Source organism: Pontibacter pamirensis, assembly GCF_010015475.1.
In the GTDB taxonomy this organism is placed as follows: Bacteria; Bacteroidota; Bacteroidia; order Cytophagales; family Hymenobacteraceae; genus Pontibacter; species Pontibacter pamirensis.
This window is the reverse complement of the sequence record NZ_SSNI01000062.1, coordinates 1-17,548: the sequence shown is the minus strand read 5'-3', so window position 1 is coordinate 17,548 and position 17,548 is coordinate 1. Positions and strand designations below refer to the sequence as shown.

Genomic DNA, 17,548 nt, shown 5'->3' with positions numbered 1-17,548 from the left:
CCTACCGCCAGCTCTCCGACAAGTCCCTGAAGGCATGGAAGGTGGAGCGGTGGATGATACACAGTGTGCTGGTGTTCGCCGTGGTGATGACGGCGGGCGTGCTGTACACCTATTTCACCGGCAGCGGTACCTTTCTGTTCATCGACACCTATACCCTGCGGGCTACCTATGGCTTTCTGATAGGGGCCGCCTTTGCCGGGGTGGTAGGGGTGGGCTTCTACCCGATTATGGGCAACAGGGTCTGGTGCAGGTTCGGCTGCCCGCTGGCGGCTTATATCGGTATTGTGCAAAGGTTCAAGTCCCGGTTCCGGATTACCACCAACGGCGGGCAGTGCATCTCCTGCGGCAACTGCTCCACCTACTGCGAAATGGGAATCGATGTGCGGTGGTATGCGCAGAGGGGGCAGAATGTTGTTCGCTCCTCTTGTGTGGGCTGCGGTGTATGCGCCTCCGTCTGCCCCCGCGGTGTCCTGAAGCTGGAGAACGGGGAAGAGGAAGGGCGGTTCGGGAAGCCCATACTTATCGGTAACAACAGCGTGCAGGTCTTTTCAGACATCGATTATATAAGGTAACATTCTTCTCCTCTTAGCCCTTTTTGGGCTCGTGCTCATTGAGGAAGAGAGCTCTGCCTTTATGAGTTAATAACAAATTACGTAAACTTCAAAACTATGCAGACTAACCGTTCTAATCCATTTTACTCTTTGACCTTTAAAAGCCTCCGGTCCCTGCTGCACCTCTCTGGTTTTCTGGCTTTGCTGCTGCTGGGTTCCTGCCAGCAAGAGCCAACCGTTGACTCAGAACTGCTTGAGAAAACGCTGGCTTACCACGACCCGGAGAACAACTGGCCAGAGCTGAAAACCCGCCTTTACCTGAGCTCTGCCGATACCGCAGGGCAAGAGAACAGGTTCGAGATAGAGCTGGACAACAGCACCGGCTACTTTGCCCACATCAGCCGCCAGGACGGGAAAGAGGCAGTGAAAGGCATCGCTGATGGTAAGGAGTTTTACCTGCTGGACGGTAAAGGGGACATCAGCGCAGAGGACCGGGAAAAATACGGCCTCACTCCTGATGACCTGAAGTGGGTCCACAGTTTTTATGGCTACCTCTACGGGCTGCCCATGAAGCTGACGGATGAAGGAGTGAACGTAGCGGAAGCCGCCAACAACGAGGAACTCGAGGGGAAAGAATACCGGGTACTGGAGATAAACTATGATGATGCCGTAGGTTCTGATAACTGGTTCTTCTACCTCAATCCGGAATCGCATGCGATGGAGGCTTACCGCTTTAACCACGGCGAGCCGGAAAGCGGGGAATACATTCTGCTGGAGGAGGAGGTCATGGTAGACGGCATCAGGATGCCGAAGGTGCGCAAGTGGCACTGGAATAAAAACAACGCCTACATCGGCACCGACACCATCATCAAGGCAGAGCCACTCACATCCTACAGGGTATCTGCTGAAAATTAGACTGCCGGATGTGATAACTGCCAGCCTTTTCCTGTAAAGTGGCTGCCTCATCCTGAAGTAGGGTGACCGATTTTCTTTGCTAATCCTTCAGCCGCTTTATCTCTTTCTGCTCATCTGTCAGCCCTTCGGTGGGCCGGACTGGCGAGCTGTCCTTCTGTCGCCATTTGCTCAGCCGGCAGGGGTCTATGCCCAGCTCATCGGCTACCTCTTTTACTGATCCCCTCGCGTAGGAGAGGTCAATGGCCATCCGCTTAAAGGAGGCGTCAAATACTCGTCTTTCCATAATAGTCAAATTTAATACTTTAAATAAATCTGCCTATTAGAAGCCTCCAGTCAAATGTAGCAAGTTCAGGCGGACTTATCACCGTCAGCCTGGAGGAGGAAGACGAGAGCGTGCTGGTGAAAGTGACTGACACGGGCGTTGGGATTCTGGAGAAGTATCGCTGCTGAAGGTATATAAATCAGTAGTGCTTCCTTTTGCACAAGTACCAGCCTTTGCCAAAACTTGGCACGTCCTATTGGTTATAGGGTATATGCACACCAGAGTTTCCTTTGATTTGCTTTAGCTATTTCGCCACATCTTTTAGGACTTTCATCACTTACAGTTGAAGTCACTCCTAAAATTGCCTAGTCTTACTGACAGGCAGAGTGGGTGATGTTCCAGGACAGCGGGGGAATATTGGAAAAACAATGAAATCAATCATCAGGGATGTTTCCAAAATCTTTACAAAAGGGAGAAGGAGACTAAAGAAGAATTAATTATAAAAATAAAGTGGAACAGTTCCACTCTGCACGGTGCGTTCCTGTTCCATTATTACAGACAGAACCATGTTCAAGGAAATCCTCTCATTCGAAGTCAGGTACCGCCTCAAGCGCCCGGCTACTTATATTTATTTTGGCCTGCAGTTCCTGATGGCCTTCTTAGTGATGCTCAACTTAGGGGGTGCTTTCGGGAACAGTTTTATACTGGGCGATGCCAGTGGCGGTAAAGTGTATGCCAACTCCCCCTACCAAATCAACTGGCTCATCACCTTGCTCAGTTGGTTTGGCGTGCTCATCACCTGCTTCATGATGGGGACACCCGTATTCAGGGACTTTAAGTACAAAACGCACTCGATTTATTACACCACCCCCATCTCAAAGGCTGGGTACCTGTTTGGCCGCTTCTCAGGTTCCTTCCTTATCACCCTGCTGGTGTTCCTGGGCCTGGCTGCGGGTGCGTTCTCAGCTACGCTTATGCCCTTCATGGAAGCTGATAAGCTTGGTCCGCTCAACATCATGTGGTACCTGCAGCCTTACCTGGTCATTGTTATTCCCAACCTGCTTTTCACAGGTGCTGTTTTCTTCGCACTGGCCACACTCACCAGGAGCGGGCTCTCCCTTTACGTGGGCGGGGTAATTTTCCTGGTGCTCTACGGGATTGCCCGCGGCCTGACCGGCGACCTGGACAATGAGACGGTTGCCAACCTGGCAGATCCCATGGGCTCTGCTGCTATCCATTACACCCAGCGCTACTGGACCACAGCAGAACGCAACACCATGATGTTGCCGCTCAGCTACCATGTTATTGCCAACCGCACCCTATGGTTGGCAATAGGTCTAGCCATTTTAGCTCTTTGTTATGACCGTTTCAGTTTTTCGTTTGCCAACGCTGGAGCCAAGCTTTTCAATAAGCGCAAAAATGGCGGTGCAGCGGGGGGCGTTGTCTCGACAGGGCCCCTGGAGTTACCGAGGGTAACACAGCATTTCTCTTTCAACCTGAGCCTGAAGCAGTACATTAAACTGACAAAGCTCGAGTTTAAGGGCATTGTGAAGAGCGCTTACTTTGTAGCTATTGTCACTGCGGGCGTTGTCTTATTATTTGTGATGGGCACTCAGCTGGGCAAGATATACGATACCACAGTATTCCCGGTAACCTCTGCTGTGATACGGCTACTAAATGGGACTTTTGGCTTGTTCATCCTCATCATTATCACCTTCTATTCAGGAGAACTGGTATGGCGGGAGCGTGACATTGGTTTGAACCAGCTCTATGATGCCTTGCCTGTCCCAAACTGGGTGCCTTTTGCCTCCAAGCTTTCTGCCCTGATGCTGGTGCAGGTGGTCCTGCTTCTTGTGGTTATGTTCTGTGGTATCATCATTCAGACACTTGAAGGCTACTATCAATATGAGTTTGATGTATACATAAGAGGCCTCTTTGGCATTGAGCTGATAGAGTACCTCATGCTATGCGTACTGGCGATGCTGGTGCAGGTGGTGGTAAACAGCAAATACATGGGCCACTTCATCATGGTGGTGTACTACCTGCTGAACATCTCCATGGAAGAACTGGGTTGGGAGCACAACCTGTACTCCTTCAACTCCGATCCGGGGATTTCTTACTCTGCCATGAACGGGTACGGGCACTTTGTCCGGCCCTTCATCGTCTACAAGGTATACTGGGCGGCCTTTGCCTTATTGCTGGCTGTAACCGGAAACCTGCTCTGGGCAAGAGGAACGGAAACCATGTTCAGGTGGCGCGTTAAAATAGCCAGCATGCAACTTACCAGGTCCACGCTTTTGGTGGCAGCCGCCGGTTTGACGGTCTTCCTGCTCACCGGTGGGTTTATCTTCTACAACACCAATATCCTGAACACATACCGGACTTCGGACCAGCGGGAAGAACGCCAGGCAAACTACGAGAAGAAGTATAAGAAGTACGAGGGTATTCCGCAGCCACGCATCACGGATGTAAAGCTGCATGTGGCCATTTACCCGAAGGAGCGGGACTTTTCTTTCAAGGGCCATTATTGGCTCAGGAACAAGCACGAGAGGGCCATAGATTCTGTACACCTGGCTATTTCAGATGAGGCGGAGATTCGCCGGATGGAGTTTGGCAGGAAAGCCACGCTCGTATCGGCTGACAAAGAAACCGGGTACTATATCTACAGGCTGGCAAAACCCCTGCAATCAGATGATTCCGTGCAGTTGCACATGGACCTGCTTTACGGCACCAGGGGGTTCCGCAACAATGGCTCCAACAGGGATATCGTGTACAACGGCACGTTCATTAACAACAGCTACTTGCCGAAGATAGGATACCAGCCCAACTACGAGTTAAACCAGGACGGCGTGCGCAGGGATTACGGTCTGCAGCCGAGGCCACCCATGGCTGACGTAGCCGATTCCGCGGCCCGCATGAACAACTACTTCAGCAACGACGCCGACTGGATAAATTTTGAGGCCATCGTCAGCACCGGGGAAGAGCAGATTGCCATCGCACCGGGCTACCTGCAGAAAGAGTGGACGGCAAACGGGCGCCGCTACTTCCACTATAAAATGGATGCGCCCATTATGAATTTTTACGCTTTTCTTTCAGCAGACTATGCCGTGAAAAAGGACAAGTGGGTGGGCAAAGGCGGCAAGGAAGTAGCCATCGAGATCTACTACCACCCAGGCCATGAGTACAACCTCGACCGCATGTTCAGGGCCGTGAAAAAATCCTTGGGCTATTTTACAGCCAATTTTGGCCCCTATCAGCACCGGCAGTTGCGCATTGTGGAGTTTCCGGGATACAGATCCCTGGCCCAGTCTTTCCCGAACACGATTCCTTACTCTGAATCAGTGGGCTTTATTGCGGATGTAGAGGAGGATGACCCCCAGAGTGTGGATTATCCCTTCTATTTAACAGCGCACGAAGTAGCGCATCAGTGGTGGGGGCACCAGGTAACCGGCGGTGATGTGCAGGGTTCCGTGCTACTGTCAGAGACCATGAGTCAGTACAGTGCCCTGATGGTAATGAAGCAGGAATACGGGGAAGCGATGATGAAGAAGTTCCTGGCCTACGAGTTGAACTCCTACCTGGAAGGCAGGACAAGCGAGACGAAGAGGGAACGGCCGCTGTACAGGGTAGAGAACCAGGACTACATCTACTATAGGAAGGGAAGCCTGGTCATGTATGCACTGGCAGACTATATCGGAGAAGACAGACTAAACGCGATGCTGCGGGATTACATAAAAGAGGTTGCGTTTCAGCAGCCTCCCTACACCAACTCCACCGAGTTTATGCAGCACATCCGCGCCGCCACGCCAGATTCACTGCAGTACCTGGTAACCGACATGTTTGAAAAGATAACACTGTATGAGAACAGGGCCGTTGATGCTGTTTATAAGGAACTAAAGAACGGCAGGTATAAGGTAACACTTACCGTGGATGCGAAGAAGCTTCATGCAGGCAGCCTGGGGGTTGAGAGCGAAGAAAAGATGGACGACTGGATAGACATCGGCGTCATTACCCGTGAGAAAACCAACGGCCATTGGAAAGACAGGCCGCTTTACCTGGAAAAGCACCAACTCAAGTCAGGAGTGAATACATTCGAGTTCATCGTGAATGAGAAGCCGGAGAAAGCAGGTATTGACCCCTACAACCTGCTGATTGACCGGAACCCGGACGATAACATGATAACATGCATGGCAGGCTAAACAGCCGTTACGGTATATGGCGAAGGTTGCCTGAGCCTGTATGCATGAATTGCTGCGACAAGAATGGGTAATGGAAGTAACCGAGACAGACGCGCAGCAACTCTCCTTGGTTTTGGTGACAGGGTGCCACTGGACCCGGGTCGAAAGAAAGATGGGCAAGAGCAAGAGGGAAGGAAACGGAACAGTTTAAACGACACTCCCGGCAACTTTTCAATACGGTGCTCTCAACCCTTGGATGGTATCTGCTTAAAAACTAAAGCGCTCTGGTTCATCACATCTTTCGGGACTTTCATCCCATTTTGTTTCTGGTAGGTGCGATAATGTCTAATGTTGCTCAGGTTAGTACAGAGTAAATTCAAGTAGTTCAAAACCACCCCAACAGCTATCATGAGAATCCAGAAAAACGACAGGCTGCCTTTACAGCGGCTACAAAGCGCATACACGCAGTTCCGGGGCAGTGTGCTGCTGCTTGCCTTAGGAGCTATTACGGCAACGGGTTGTTCCCCAAAAGCACATGTGCCGGCCGGCGTTTCCCCGCCACCAGCGGTTTCGCTGGCGGACCATGGACTTAATCTGAAGCGAATCGAATCCGTTGCAGACTCTGTGGTTCATTTACACTTAGCTGAGGAGTTCATGCCAGGAATGAGTGTGGCTGTGGCCAAGGACGGGAAAACCGTTTTCACCCGCGGGTACGGTTTGGCGGATGTGGAGATGGGCGTGGCCGCCAGTCCGGAGACCGCTTACCAAATAGCCTCGGTGACGAAGCAGTTTACGGCCGCGGCCATCATGCGGCTGGTCGAGGCGGGCAAGGTCTCCCTCGACGACCCCATCACCAGGTTCCTGCCGGACTACCCCGTGCAGGGCCATCACGTGACGGTGCGCCACCTTCTCAACCACACCTCCGGCATCAAGAGCTATACGGAGCTGGGCAAGGAGGCCCAACGGCAACTCAGGCTTGAGCCTTCCTCTGAGGAGATGGTTGCCCTGTTCGGCAAGCAGCCTTTCGTCTTCAAGCCGGGGGAGAAGTTCCGGTACAACAACAGCGGGTATTACCTGCTGGCCCGGGTTATCGAAGAGGTGACGGGAGCACCTTATGAGGAGTACATGGAGCGTGAGTTACTGCAACCGCTGGAGCTTCACAACACGCTGTACGGAAGCGCTCAACGCATCATCCCCAACCGTGCCAAAGGGTACAAATACGAGAGCAATGCAGCGGGCACACTCTACAATGCACCCGGCTTCAGCATAAAGGGCAACGGGGCCGGCGGCTTAAGCTCGACGGTCGGCGACCTGATTCGCTGGACGCACCTGTTGCACAGCGGCCAGGTGGTCTCCCGTGAGTCGCTGCGTCAGATGACCACCCCTACTGAGCTCTCCGCTGGCGGCACCAGGACCTACGGCTTTGGCCTTGACCTTGCCCGGCTCGGGGATCACGAAAAGGTTGTCCATACCGGGGACACCGACGGTTTCAACTCCTATCTCACCCATTACCCGAAGGAGGGACTGACGATTGCGGTACTGACGAACTCAGACGACGCGCTACACCAGAAAGTGGAGGAGGCCCTGGCAAGGACGGCGCTGGGAATGGAGCTGACCACGGTGCTCGACTTGCCGCTGACGGCGGCCGACATCGCCCGCTACGAGGGCACCTACGTTCTTGAGACGGGGGCGAAGCCAATGGAACTGCGGGTATTCGGAGAGGACGGGAAACTGAAAGTGCAGCTGGGCGGCAGGAAAGCATTCCGGTTCCGCTCCCAGGGCGACAGCTCGTTCATTCCTTTCTTCGACGAGGACATCCGCCTTGTCTTCATTACAGAGAACGACCGCACGGACAGCGTTCAACTCCACATGGGCGGTCAGGTGACACCAGGGAAGCGCAAGCAAGGACTATGAGCCAGAAGAATCTCTAAGGCGGGCAAAACAGAATAAATTTACCAATGCTGTTGTAAACGGGACTGGTAAATAAAGCAACAGAACTACGTCAATGGGCGATGCACCGGTTATAAAATCCACTGCGCTTTATTACAACTACTCTAAAGATGTAGAAGCACTAGTTGATGTCAACCTGCAGGTGGAGCGGGGAAGCGTATACGGTTTCCTCGGCCCGAATGGCTCAGGCAAAACAACTGCTTTGAGCTTGCTGCTCGGGCTGTTACAGGTGCAGCAGGGCAGCATAGAGCTTTTTGGAGAAGAGCTTCAGGCAAACAGGATCGGAATTCTAAAGAAGATAGGGTGCCTGATTGAGAGTCCCTCCCTCTATGGGCACCTCTCGGCGAAGGAAAACCTGGAAGTGTACCGCGCTGTCTACGGAGCGTCAAGGGAAAGGATAGGCGAGGTACTGAAGACCGTCGGACTGGCTGACACGGGGAATAAGGAGCTGAAGCGCTTCTCTTTGGGGATGAAGCAGCGGTTAGCGGTTGCACTCGCCCTTTTGCCCAGCCCGGAGCTACTGGTACTCGATGAGCCCACAAACGGGCTGGATCCCAACGGTATGATAGAAGTGCGGGAGCTGGTAAAGAAGCTGAATATGGAAGAAGGCATCACGGTTCTGGTGTCGAGTCACATTCTCTCGGAAGTGGAAGAGACGGCCAGCCACATAGGGATTATCCTGAAAGGGCGGATGCTGTTTCAGGGGACGCTGCAGGAGCTTCATCTCTTTCAGCAAAAGCGTTCTAAAATACAGATAGCCACTTCAGATAACGAGGCGGCTATTGCAGTCTTACAGGACTATGAGCCTGAAAAACTGCAAGAGACGCTTTCAGTTACGTTGAATGATAACAAGCAGGCAGCTTGCATCAACAGGCTGCTTTTAGAAAACGGGCTCGATGTGTACCTTCTTCAGCCAGAGAGACATGACCTTGAACAGTTATTTGTAGTGGTTCTATAGATCCGCTACAGTTATAGGCCTGCCAGAAGTTAGACAATTCCTAATTTCTGGCAGGCTTTCCTTTTTTCTTGTATTTGCTCAACATTCTCTCCCATCCGTAGTTCTGCTCACGGATCGGTTCTCTGGCCGAGTCATACTTTGCCTCTATGTCTTCCCATAGCGGGGTCAGGGCTGACTTTTCAGTGACAACATCCATAGGCGTTTTGCCCTTCAGGGAACTGTGGGAACGGTGCCAGTTGTAATGAAACTGCCATTCCTCCAGCCTGTCGTTCAGGCATGGATCCTTCAGGTTAGCCGTCATGTAAAACTCCTGCAGGTCCGTCTGATGGCTCCTCTCTACCTTGCCGTTCAAGTGTGGAGAGCGAGGTTTGATGGGCCTAAACTTGATGCCATACTCCCGCAGTATCTCCTGGAAAGTAAGGCCGAAGAACTCCTTGCCCCGGTCAGTTTGCACCCGCTGTATGGGAAAGGGCATTTGCTCTACCACCCGCTCAAGAAAGTTTACAGTGTTTTTGGCTGTTCTCCTGGAATAGGTGTGCAGTACTCTGAAGCGGCTACAGTCGTCAATGGCTGTGTACTGGTAGATACCCGTATCAATCTTACAGACATCCATCTGCACCCTTTCTCCCGGAATTTCCTTAGTGTAACGCTTAAACTCTTTCTTCTTGTGGTATCGCTTGAGCAACTTCATATCATACTTCTCAAGCACCCTGGCCACCGTGGAAGGTGATATCTTCACTTGATGGTGCTGCAGAAGGTGTGAGCAAATCCTTATTTTGCCGAAGCGGCAGGTGTCCCTAATGTCAAGGATTAGGTTGATTACATCATCATCCCATTTTTGTCGGGCCAGCCTGTGGGGCCTTCTGGAACGATCCGCTAGCCCTTCATCTGGCAGGCGCTTGATTCATCTGTGCAGAGTGGAGCGGGCAATGCCACACCGAAGAGCAGCTTTGCTGACAGAGCCCAACTGCTGGTAAACCCTTATCCAATCTTCTCTGGCTTTCTGCTTCTGCTCCTCTTTCTTCATAGTGACACAGGCAAAAAAATAGCTGTGGATTTATGGATAACTCTGCCGAGTTACCCACAAGTCCACAGCAGTAATAATAGTAATATCTTGAGATTAAATCAACAGGTGAAAATGTAGCGAATCTGTTGAACCTTCACAAGTTATTCATGAACCTGACTTCAGGTCGCCTATGACGATGGCAGTATCTTTACGCTCTGAATCCCTTAAAACGAAGCGAACCTCTTTGCTGCCCTTGAGTTTCGTTGCCGCTGCAGTCATCCCTTTGCTGCTGGTTTTTGACACAGCCACGCCGGAAGCCGTGAATGCCCTGAAAGTAGATCCTTGGAACCTGCATTTCAAGGCTGGAGTGGAGTTTATGGGCAACCTTGTTTTGCCCATGGATATCATCCTTATTTGCACTCTGCTTCCACAGATAGAGTATCGGAGCAACACGTGGAAACAGGTCTTCACCTCTCCTCAACCCTTGGTAAATGTTTTTTTCTCAAAGTTTCTGACTATCCACCTGCTCATTCTTGTGTTTTTTATTGCTTTCAATGTGTTTATGGCCATGTCAGCCCTTGTTGTTAATGCAAAGGTCCCGGCTTTCAGATTCTTTGAGCACAGTATGGATTGGGAGAAGCTTCCTTGCCGCTAATGTTCAAGCCTATGTTTCGGTTCTTGCAATCAGCGCCATACAGTTCTGGGGGGGCATGAGGTTTAAAAGCTTTATCACACCCATCGCCACAGGTTTTGGCCTTATAATTTTAGCAGCGGTGCTTGTGATGGAGATAAAATGGGAGCATGTCGATAAATTCCCGTTTTCCTATCCGATACTTCTTATCATGTCAACATATGAGTCTGCCATTCCTCTTATTCTTTGGAGATCTCTTGCGTGCTCAGTACTAGTGCTTTGGTTTGCTTTCGTTGACTTTAAAATCAGACAAGTAAGGAGTAGTCAATGAAGCTATCAGATTTTCTAGGAAGCTACCGGTTCAAAAGTGCTTGCGATAGCTTTAGCTCACTTTTAAACTTTCACCTTGCTTCACACCTACTATTACAAAAGTGACCGCATTTTCTACTAAACTTGATACTCCTACTGTCCCCTTCTATAAAAGTGTTTGCCAACACCTGTTGGACAAAAAGGCTCAGGCTGCATTTTCTGCTCTTTCAAAATTTATTACCGTCTAAGACAGGTTATGTGGTCAGCTGCCTTTTTTTATTTGAGTTTCCTGATGCTGGATTCTGATTGAATTTGTTCTTTCATGTTTGATAACAAGTTCGTCACAGATTCAGGGGCTTTCATCACTTATTTTATTTTTACTCTCTAGATTAAACTATAATTGTTTCATGAATTACCTGGCTATGGAAAGTATTGTAGAGAGGTCTTTGCACTTCTCTAAGGTCGAATTTTGGGCGGTCACGACTATCTATGTTTTTGCTGTTATGTCCCTATCTATCGCAGACAGTCAGAATAAAGTGCTTTTTGATGAGGCGGGGATTACATTCAGTTATTATCAGGATTACTACTTTCCCCAGCTTGTTCGATACACACTGCTCTACCTTTCTTTTCTGCTGCTGAATTTCCGTGTAGTGCCAGGGCTGCTCAGGAAAGAAGCAATGTTTCTAAACATCTCTTTTGTAGTTGCGACATTCCTGATAGTAGGATTTGTATTCGGAATAACGGATACCTATGCAAAGAACTACCTGTTTAACATGTATAATAATGAAAAGGAGACCTATGACAATATATTTCAGGGTAGTTTCCTCCGCGCCTTCTGGCTGCTTTTACTGTTCGGGCTTTATTCCGTCATCAAGTATTCCGGCCTTTACCTTCTGTCTAACTCTGAGGCAATCCAGTCAAAGTACAGGATGATAACACGGGACGGCCTTACTGCTTTCGTCGTGTGGATGGTCAGCATGTTCCTGTTGTTAGTCTTTGAGGCTGATGGGGAGATAGTCGTGTTTTGGGGAATATCCGGACCATTTGGAATACTCTTGTACTGTTACTCTTTCTATACTCTTATTCCTGAGTCTCTCAGAAAAAAGAAACCTTTTATTACTTATGTGGTAAGAGCCGTTCTTGTAATGGTCATCTCCTTAGTACCGGTGTATGTGATAGGGCAGTTTCTGACACAGGACGGGGACACAGCATTAGGTATTAGCTTCTTTAATATACCTTTCCAATTACTAATAACTGTTCCCCTCTCCTGGGTACTTTATAAGCGCCAGATGCAGGGGAATGAAGAGTTGTTTGTGCTGAAAAAGGAGTTGGGGAGATCAAACGCGAACCTGGATTTTCTTCGCTCCCAGATTAACCCGCATTTTCTTTTTAACGCCTTGAACACCCTCTACGGAACAGCGCTGCAGGAAAACAGTGAACGCACCGCGCAGGGTGTACAGATGCTGGGAGACATGATGCGCTTTATGCTGCACGAGAACCACCAGCACAGGATACTGTTGTCCCGTGAGGTAGAGTACATGCACAACTACATCGAGCTGCAGTCACTCAGGACTTCCTCTTCCCCTAACATAAATATTGAAAGTAGGATAGAGGAGGTGCTAAGAGAGAGTTACATAGGCCCCATGCTGCTCATTCCCTTTGTGGAAAATGCTTTTAAGCATGGCATCAGCTTAAAGCACAGGTCATGGATTAAAATTACTTTACACTGCAAGCAGGACACGCTGTACTTTGACGTTTACAACAGTATTCATGCAAAGCAGGAGCAAGATCCGGAGAAAGATAAATCTGGGGTAGGATTGGAGAACGTGAAGCAGCGCCTGGCACTATTGTACCCAGGGAAGCACGAACTCATTATCAGAGAGACTGCGGAAGACTTCTTTGTTCACCTGACCCTGCGATTGTAAATTCTGTACAGCACGTGTGACATATGAGAAAGAACTACCTTACACAAGCAAAGTAAGATTTATGAAGGCAATTGCAATAAAGGAATGACCCGATGGAACTGGAAGCAAGACGCTCACTGGCTACTCAAGTCCCTTTCTTAGAACTCGTAGACAGCTTCACAGATGCCTTTAAGATGCTGGACAGGTGGGCCGCCTATGACAACAATGTAACAATGGAATTCTCCAGGCCTGGTAAACGCGCAGATAACGCCTATTCTGCCGCCGCTGCCGCTTTTTAGATGACTTCTCCCCTTGTGTTGAGGCAAATTAGGAGAAACACATCAAGCTTCCGTTACACTTTTCCGGGTATTTGTTACATGTTTGCTTCTTAACAACCTACAACAGCCTTCCGTGGCAGGAGGGGAGAGGACAACGGTATCAGTTTTATGAGGAAAAGTGGCCACTGCTGCCAGAATATGACTACAGGCGCTTTTAATACTGCCGGTTTAGATGTTAATTCGCTGATTCAAACAGTTTTTAAGCATCGAGATTAATTTCATATGACAATTAAACTACGCAGCGGCCTGTTAGCTGCTGCTTTTAGTGTTGCACTTGCTGCCTGCAGCGAGCAGGTAGCAGAGCAGGGAATTCCGGAGCAGGAAAACCATCATGCCACCGCACACGAGGAAGGAGCGCTGGCCATACAGGCACAGTCTGCGCCTGATACCCTGAAGGGCAGCTTGAAAGCTGAGGCGCACGGGAAGGTCGGACCTGCCCATTTAACGGTGGCATACCATTCTCCTGCTGTACGCGGCAGGGTGATCTGGGGTGGCCTTGTGGCCCGTAACCAGGTGTGGGTAACAGGGGCGCACTCGGCTACCAGCCTGCAAACGGACCAGCCAATTACGATTGGAGGACAGCCGTTGCCGGCAGGGAAGTATGCGCTGTTCACCATTCCGGGGGAGAAGGAGTGGACAGTGATCATCAACAAAAACTGGGAGCAGCATCTGGCAGACGATTATTCGGAAGCAGAAGACATGGTCCGCTTTTCGGTGAAACCTGACACTTTGGCCCAGCACCAGGAGCGGCTGCGTTATGAAGTCATGCCTCAAAGTGATGAGCAGGGGGCTGTTGTCATGACGTGGGATAAGCTGAAGCTGACGCTTCCGGTGGGATTTTCAGGTAGAAACACGGAGCCTTCGTTATAGCATCTGTGCCCAGCAACAGGGGCTGATTGTGCAGCAGCCCCTGTTGCTGGGGTAACCTTTTAAAACAGCTGCAGTTTTCGGAAACTGCAAAAGACAAAGTTCTGGATGGTGTTGAACGGTGTCCTGTGGTCAACCGTAATGCACCTTATCTTCTCAAAAAAGCTTTTCAGCCGTTCGGCCATTGAAACCTCAGAGTATTGCCTGATGTCTATCCCGCTGCACTTGCTGGGGCCTCGCTCCGAGAAAGCACCTATCACCAGTACCCCTGCCGGCTTGATGCCCTGCTGCACTGCCCTGAGGTAGTGCTCTATTTCCTGCTCCTGTGTCAGGAAGTGGAACGCTGCCCGGTCGTGCCAGAAGTCGTACTTCTCGGTAGGTTTAAAGGTCGCTGCATCTGCCACTATCCATTTCACTTTTGCTGCCCGCTCACCGAGCCGCTGCTTTGCTTTATCGAGTGATGAGGCTGAGATATCCAGCACTGTGACGTCCTGGTACCCTAGGTCGAGTAAATGGTCAACGAAAAGGCTGTCGCCACCGCCGATGTCAATTATTTTTGCATTTTTCGGAACATCGAACTGCTTCACAAAGTCCAGCGAAGTGGTAGGAGTGGGTTGGTACCAGCTTACCTCATTAGGGTTCTTTTTCTGGTAGATAGCATCCCAATGCGTTTTTCTGTCTAAGTTATCCATTTTACATCATATGGTTTAGTTTGGCAGCAACCTATTGCCTTTGTGTTGCAGGCTACGGCTCACATGCCTGCGAAGACATACTGCCGAAACCTGCCAAACGAATATACTCTTTAATTCCAAAAAATGTAAAACGGCTATTGTAAAGTAGCTTTCCGTTTGGGACTGCAAGACGGGACCGCTGGAACTGCGCAAAACAGCTTATATAGGCGGCGGTTAAACAAAATGCAACCGTATGATTAGGAGTGGGGTCACTTATCAAAAGAGCCGCAACTATGGGAATGGCATTCCTAACGATTATGGCGTGGTCTGTTCTCAGCGCATACGGCAGGGAGCCCTGTTGCCAGGAACAGACAATGCATGCCACCCCCTGAAGAAGCGTCTATCCTACCGAACATATGAAAACAAAAAAAGCCTCCTTCGACCTGTCCCTGTTGCCTCTAATAGCTTTAACAAGCGCACTCATCGGAAACAAGCCACCTGATACATATTTTGAAGTAAACCTGATAAAGAATCCTGGAGCAGAAGAAAAGGTAACTGGCCAGGAGATTCCAGCATGGTCAGTGACTCCAGAGATGCCGGAATGGCGCTTTATGCACGGGACCTACGGTGAGTTTGAAGGTGAGTGGAAGAAAGGCTGTAATGAAAGATGCGGGCTCGCTCCTAAGCCTGGCAAATCCTATTTCAGGATTCCGCTGGATAGTGACACCCCCCGTGTCGCCCTATATCAAGAGATTGACCTTAGCCCCATCAGCAAGACTATAGAAGAAAGAAGAATCCTGGCCGAACTACAGGGCTATTTTGCAGGAACACCTTGTGGAAACAAAAAATGTGTGACAGCTAGGGTTGTGAAGTCTTATTATGACAGAGAGGGAAAGCTAGTCGGCGGCGTATACAGTGCTAATGCGGATAGTACGCTTTTCGAGGCAACTGAAAGAGGGGGCAGTAACATGTACCGATTCAAAAGCTATGGGCTAAAAGGCGTACTGCCGAAAGAGGCGGTAACGGTGATAATCAAATTGGAGGGTCAAAAAGCTAACTGCTGTGACAGGGCCACTGTGTTTTTCGACAACGTGAGCTACGTCCTTACCGAAGGAGGGCCCCGGTAGGTTTAGCCGGAGGCGGCACCTGCAATGACCAAAAAAGCGTATAAAATCTTTTGCTGCCGTCTCTCTAAATATCTGCCTGTCATCCAGGCGCACCGGTTCACAGTTAAATTAACCACATAAAAAACGCATATGAGAACGTTCTAGCCTTTTTCATAAGCAGGTTTCTACCCGTGGAACATCCTGCTGACCAGTAAAAGGAGCGACCTCCGTACTTGAAAGCTGGCTACCCGGCTTCCCCACGGTGCTTCCTGTTTCTCCCCCTTTTGTAAGGAACCAGTGAGCTTCTCTGCCTGATGAGAAATCTTCCAGTTCTAAACGCGCTTGCATAAATAGCCCGGCAGAAAAAGGAAGACTAATACTGTTAGTTGAATATAGAAAATGACAATATAATTAGTATCTTATACGCGACAGCCGGGGAGACTCCCGGTAGTAGATAAAAGCAACACTATGGCCAAAACAGGTTTTGTCTCGGAGGCAGGGGCGCACGGCTTCGCCTTCGACGGCCCGGGCAGCACACACTTCTCCATTACAGTCGTGCTTGTGGAGGAAGAAAACAGAAGGGAAGTGGAGGAGGGGTTCCGCCGCCTCCGGGAGCGGAACTTCCCCGGAGGTGTGATTTCGTCTCCGGCAGGAAATAGCGGAATAGTACAACGGCGGGAGTTTCTGGATGAATTAAATAAATTAGACTTTTCCTTTCATGCGCTGCTGGTGGACAAGCGCAAGCTGCACCAGAAGTCGCCCCTCCAATACAAGGGCACCTTCTATAAATTCCTCTCCGGCCTTATCTACAACAACCTCTACCGCACCGTGCCGGACCTGAGCATCGTCGCAAACGAGCTGGGCACGCCCGAGTTCATGGAGAGCTTCCGCCGCTACATCCACGAGAACCACCAGGTGGACCTTTTCTCCCCGGCCACCTTTACCTTCTCCACAGGGGAGGAGGTAGAGCTGCTGCAGCTGGCAGGCTTTATTGGCGAAAGCCTTAACCTGTTTCACGCCGGGCTGTCGGAAATGGACTTGGAACAGGAGCTGGCTGGAAAATGCGTGGGGGTAAACCGCTGGCCGGAGGGGTATGTGCCTTATACTGTGGACACCGAGGGCATGGTGGCCGACGCGCAGGACGAGGCCATCACGGCAGCAGCACAGCTGCGGGCGCGGGACTACCTCGAGCGGTACGCGGGCAGCGAGGACCCCGTTGTCCGGAGCAGGATGGTTTTCGTGGAGTACCTGCTGATGGTTTTTACCTATAACTATAAAACCAGGTTCATCCACACCTACGAGTTGCTGCAGCACCTCAACTCCTACAAGTACGAGAACTACACAGAGCACCGCTTCCGCTCCCTGGTGGTGGGGCCGGTGCGGGACGAGGGCGTGCTCATCGTCTCCTCCAGCGCCGGCTACAAGCTGCCCTGCTCCACCAGGGACATTTACAACTTCTTCAACTACTACAACCAGCAGATACAGCCCATGCTCGCCAGGCTGGGCCAGTGCCACCGGGCCCTGGAACTGGCCACCGGGGGAGAGCTGAACGTGCTGGAGCAGCCGGAATATGATAACCTGAAGAAGCTGCTGGCGAAGTTTTCCTGATACGTGCGACTGCCTGGATAAAACGGTTGTTCCTTATCAGACGCAACGTATCATCAAGTCGTCTCAAATATTACGGATGATTTTGATTTGTGAGATGGCAAAAAGAGACGCCATACAGGCTGTAGGGGCAGGTACCGCTTGAAGTTCCACGATCTTATTATTCTCACGTGGCTGTTGCACAACTTAGCTTTTAGTACGACTTCCTTGCAGCCATTATTCGGAATAAGCATATAATGCTCCTCTCTTTGATTGTGGTCAAGCGACAGGGGTGAAACCAATAGCTGAAGGTATGAA

Annotated in this window: 13 protein-coding genes and 1 pseudogene; 11 read left to right on the top strand and 3 right to left on the bottom strand. The window is 50.4% G+C overall.

Annotated elements, in window-relative coordinates; genetic code table 11:
• Together E1919_RS25760 and E1919_RS25755 are read left to right on the top strand one after the other, a co-directional pair.
• On the top strand, window positions 1-572 hold a 572-nt coding region (locus E1919_RS25760), incomplete at its 5' end, for a 4Fe-4S binding protein (protein ID WP_202915998.1).
• A gap of 96 nt (window positions 573-668) precedes the next feature.
• Entirely contained in the window at window positions 669-1,466 is a 798-nt protein-coding gene (locus tag E1919_RS25755; protein WP_162056285.1) for a DUF6503 family protein, read from the top strand.
• A 79-nt stretch (window positions 1,467-1,545) separates the two neighbouring features.
• Here E1919_RS25755 and E1919_RS25750 read toward each other — a convergent pair whose 3' ends face one another.
• Entirely contained in the window at window positions 1,546-1,749 is a 204-nt protein-coding gene (locus tag E1919_RS25750) for a transposase (RefSeq protein ID WP_162056284.1), read from the bottom strand.
• A 545-nt stretch (window positions 1,750-2,294) separates the two neighbouring features.
• On the opposite strand from E1919_RS25750, the gene E1919_RS25745 reads away from it, so the two are divergent.
• The 3 genes from E1919_RS25745 to E1919_RS25735 all read left to right on the top strand — a co-directional run bounded on the left by E1919_RS25745 (window position 2,295) and on the right by E1919_RS25735 (window position 8,814).
• Window positions 2,295-5,927: a M1 family aminopeptidase gene (locus tag E1919_RS25745; RefSeq protein ID WP_162056283.1), complete on the top strand. Its 3,633-nt coding sequence runs from the start codon at window positions 2,295-2,297 to the stop codon at window positions 5,925-5,927.
• A 387-nt stretch (window positions 5,928-6,314) separates the two neighbouring features.
• Window positions 6,315-7,820, top strand: a complete 1,506-nt coding sequence (locus tag E1919_RS25740) for a serine hydrolase domain-containing protein (RefSeq protein ID WP_162056282.1) — start codon at window positions 6,315-6,317, stop codon at window positions 7,818-7,820.
• A gap of 91 nt (window positions 7,821-7,911) precedes the next feature.
• Complete coding sequence (locus E1919_RS25735) at window positions 7,912-8,814, top strand: ABC transporter ATP-binding protein (RefSeq protein ID WP_162056281.1); 903 nt, start codon at window positions 7,912-7,914, stop codon at window positions 8,812-8,814.
• A 40-nt stretch (window positions 8,815-8,854) separates the two neighbouring features.
• Here the strand turns inward: E1919_RS25735 and E1919_RS25730 are convergent.
• Window positions 8,855-9,841 (bottom strand): annotated as a pseudogene (locus tag E1919_RS25730) (IS481 family transposase).
• Between the two features lie 175 nt (window positions 9,842-10,016).
• On the opposite strand from E1919_RS25730, the gene E1919_RS27790 reads away from it, so the two are divergent.
• The 4 genes from E1919_RS27790 (at window position 10,017) to E1919_RS25710 (ending at window position 13,872) form a co-directional block, all read left to right on the top strand.
• Window positions 10,017-10,475, top strand: a complete 459-nt coding sequence (locus tag E1919_RS27790) for an ABC transporter permease (RefSeq protein WP_237144860.1) — start codon at window positions 10,017-10,019, stop codon at window positions 10,473-10,475.
• 788 nt (window positions 10,476-11,263) lie between these two features.
• Window positions 11,264-12,685, top strand: coding sequence for a sensor histidine kinase (locus E1919_RS25720; protein WP_237144859.1), 1,422 nt, complete (start codon window positions 11,264-11,266; stop codon window positions 12,683-12,685).
• A 92-nt stretch (window positions 12,686-12,777) separates the two neighbouring features.
• Entirely contained in the window at window positions 12,778-12,963 is a 186-nt protein-coding gene (locus tag E1919_RS25715) for a hypothetical protein (protein ID WP_162056279.1), read from the top strand.
• A 261-nt stretch (window positions 12,964-13,224) separates the two neighbouring features.
• Window positions 13,225-13,872, top strand: coding sequence for a DUF2911 domain-containing protein (locus E1919_RS25710; protein WP_162056278.1), 648 nt, complete (start codon window positions 13,225-13,227; stop codon window positions 13,870-13,872).
• Window positions 13,873-13,931: 59 nt separating this feature from the next.
• Here the strand turns inward: E1919_RS25710 and E1919_RS25705 are convergent, their stop codons facing one another.
• Window positions 13,932-14,561, bottom strand: coding sequence for a class I SAM-dependent methyltransferase (locus E1919_RS25705; RefSeq protein ID WP_162056277.1), 630 nt, complete (start codon window positions 14,559-14,561; stop codon window positions 13,932-13,934).
• Window positions 14,562-14,956: 395 nt separating this feature from the next.
• Between E1919_RS25705 and E1919_RS25700 the strand changes: the two genes are divergently transcribed.
• Together E1919_RS25700 and E1919_RS25695 are read left to right on the top strand one after the other, a co-directional pair.
• Window positions 14,957-15,667, top strand: a complete 711-nt coding sequence (locus E1919_RS25700) for a hypothetical protein (protein ID WP_162056276.1) — start codon at window positions 14,957-14,959, stop codon at window positions 15,665-15,667.
• A gap of 447 nt (window positions 15,668-16,114) precedes the next feature.
• On the top strand, window positions 16,115-17,254 hold the full coding sequence (locus E1919_RS25695) for a DUF3800 domain-containing protein (RefSeq protein WP_162056275.1): 1,140 nt from the start codon (window positions 16,115-16,117) through the stop codon (window positions 17,252-17,254).
• The last annotated feature ends 294 nt before the right edge of the window (window positions 17,255-17,548 follow it).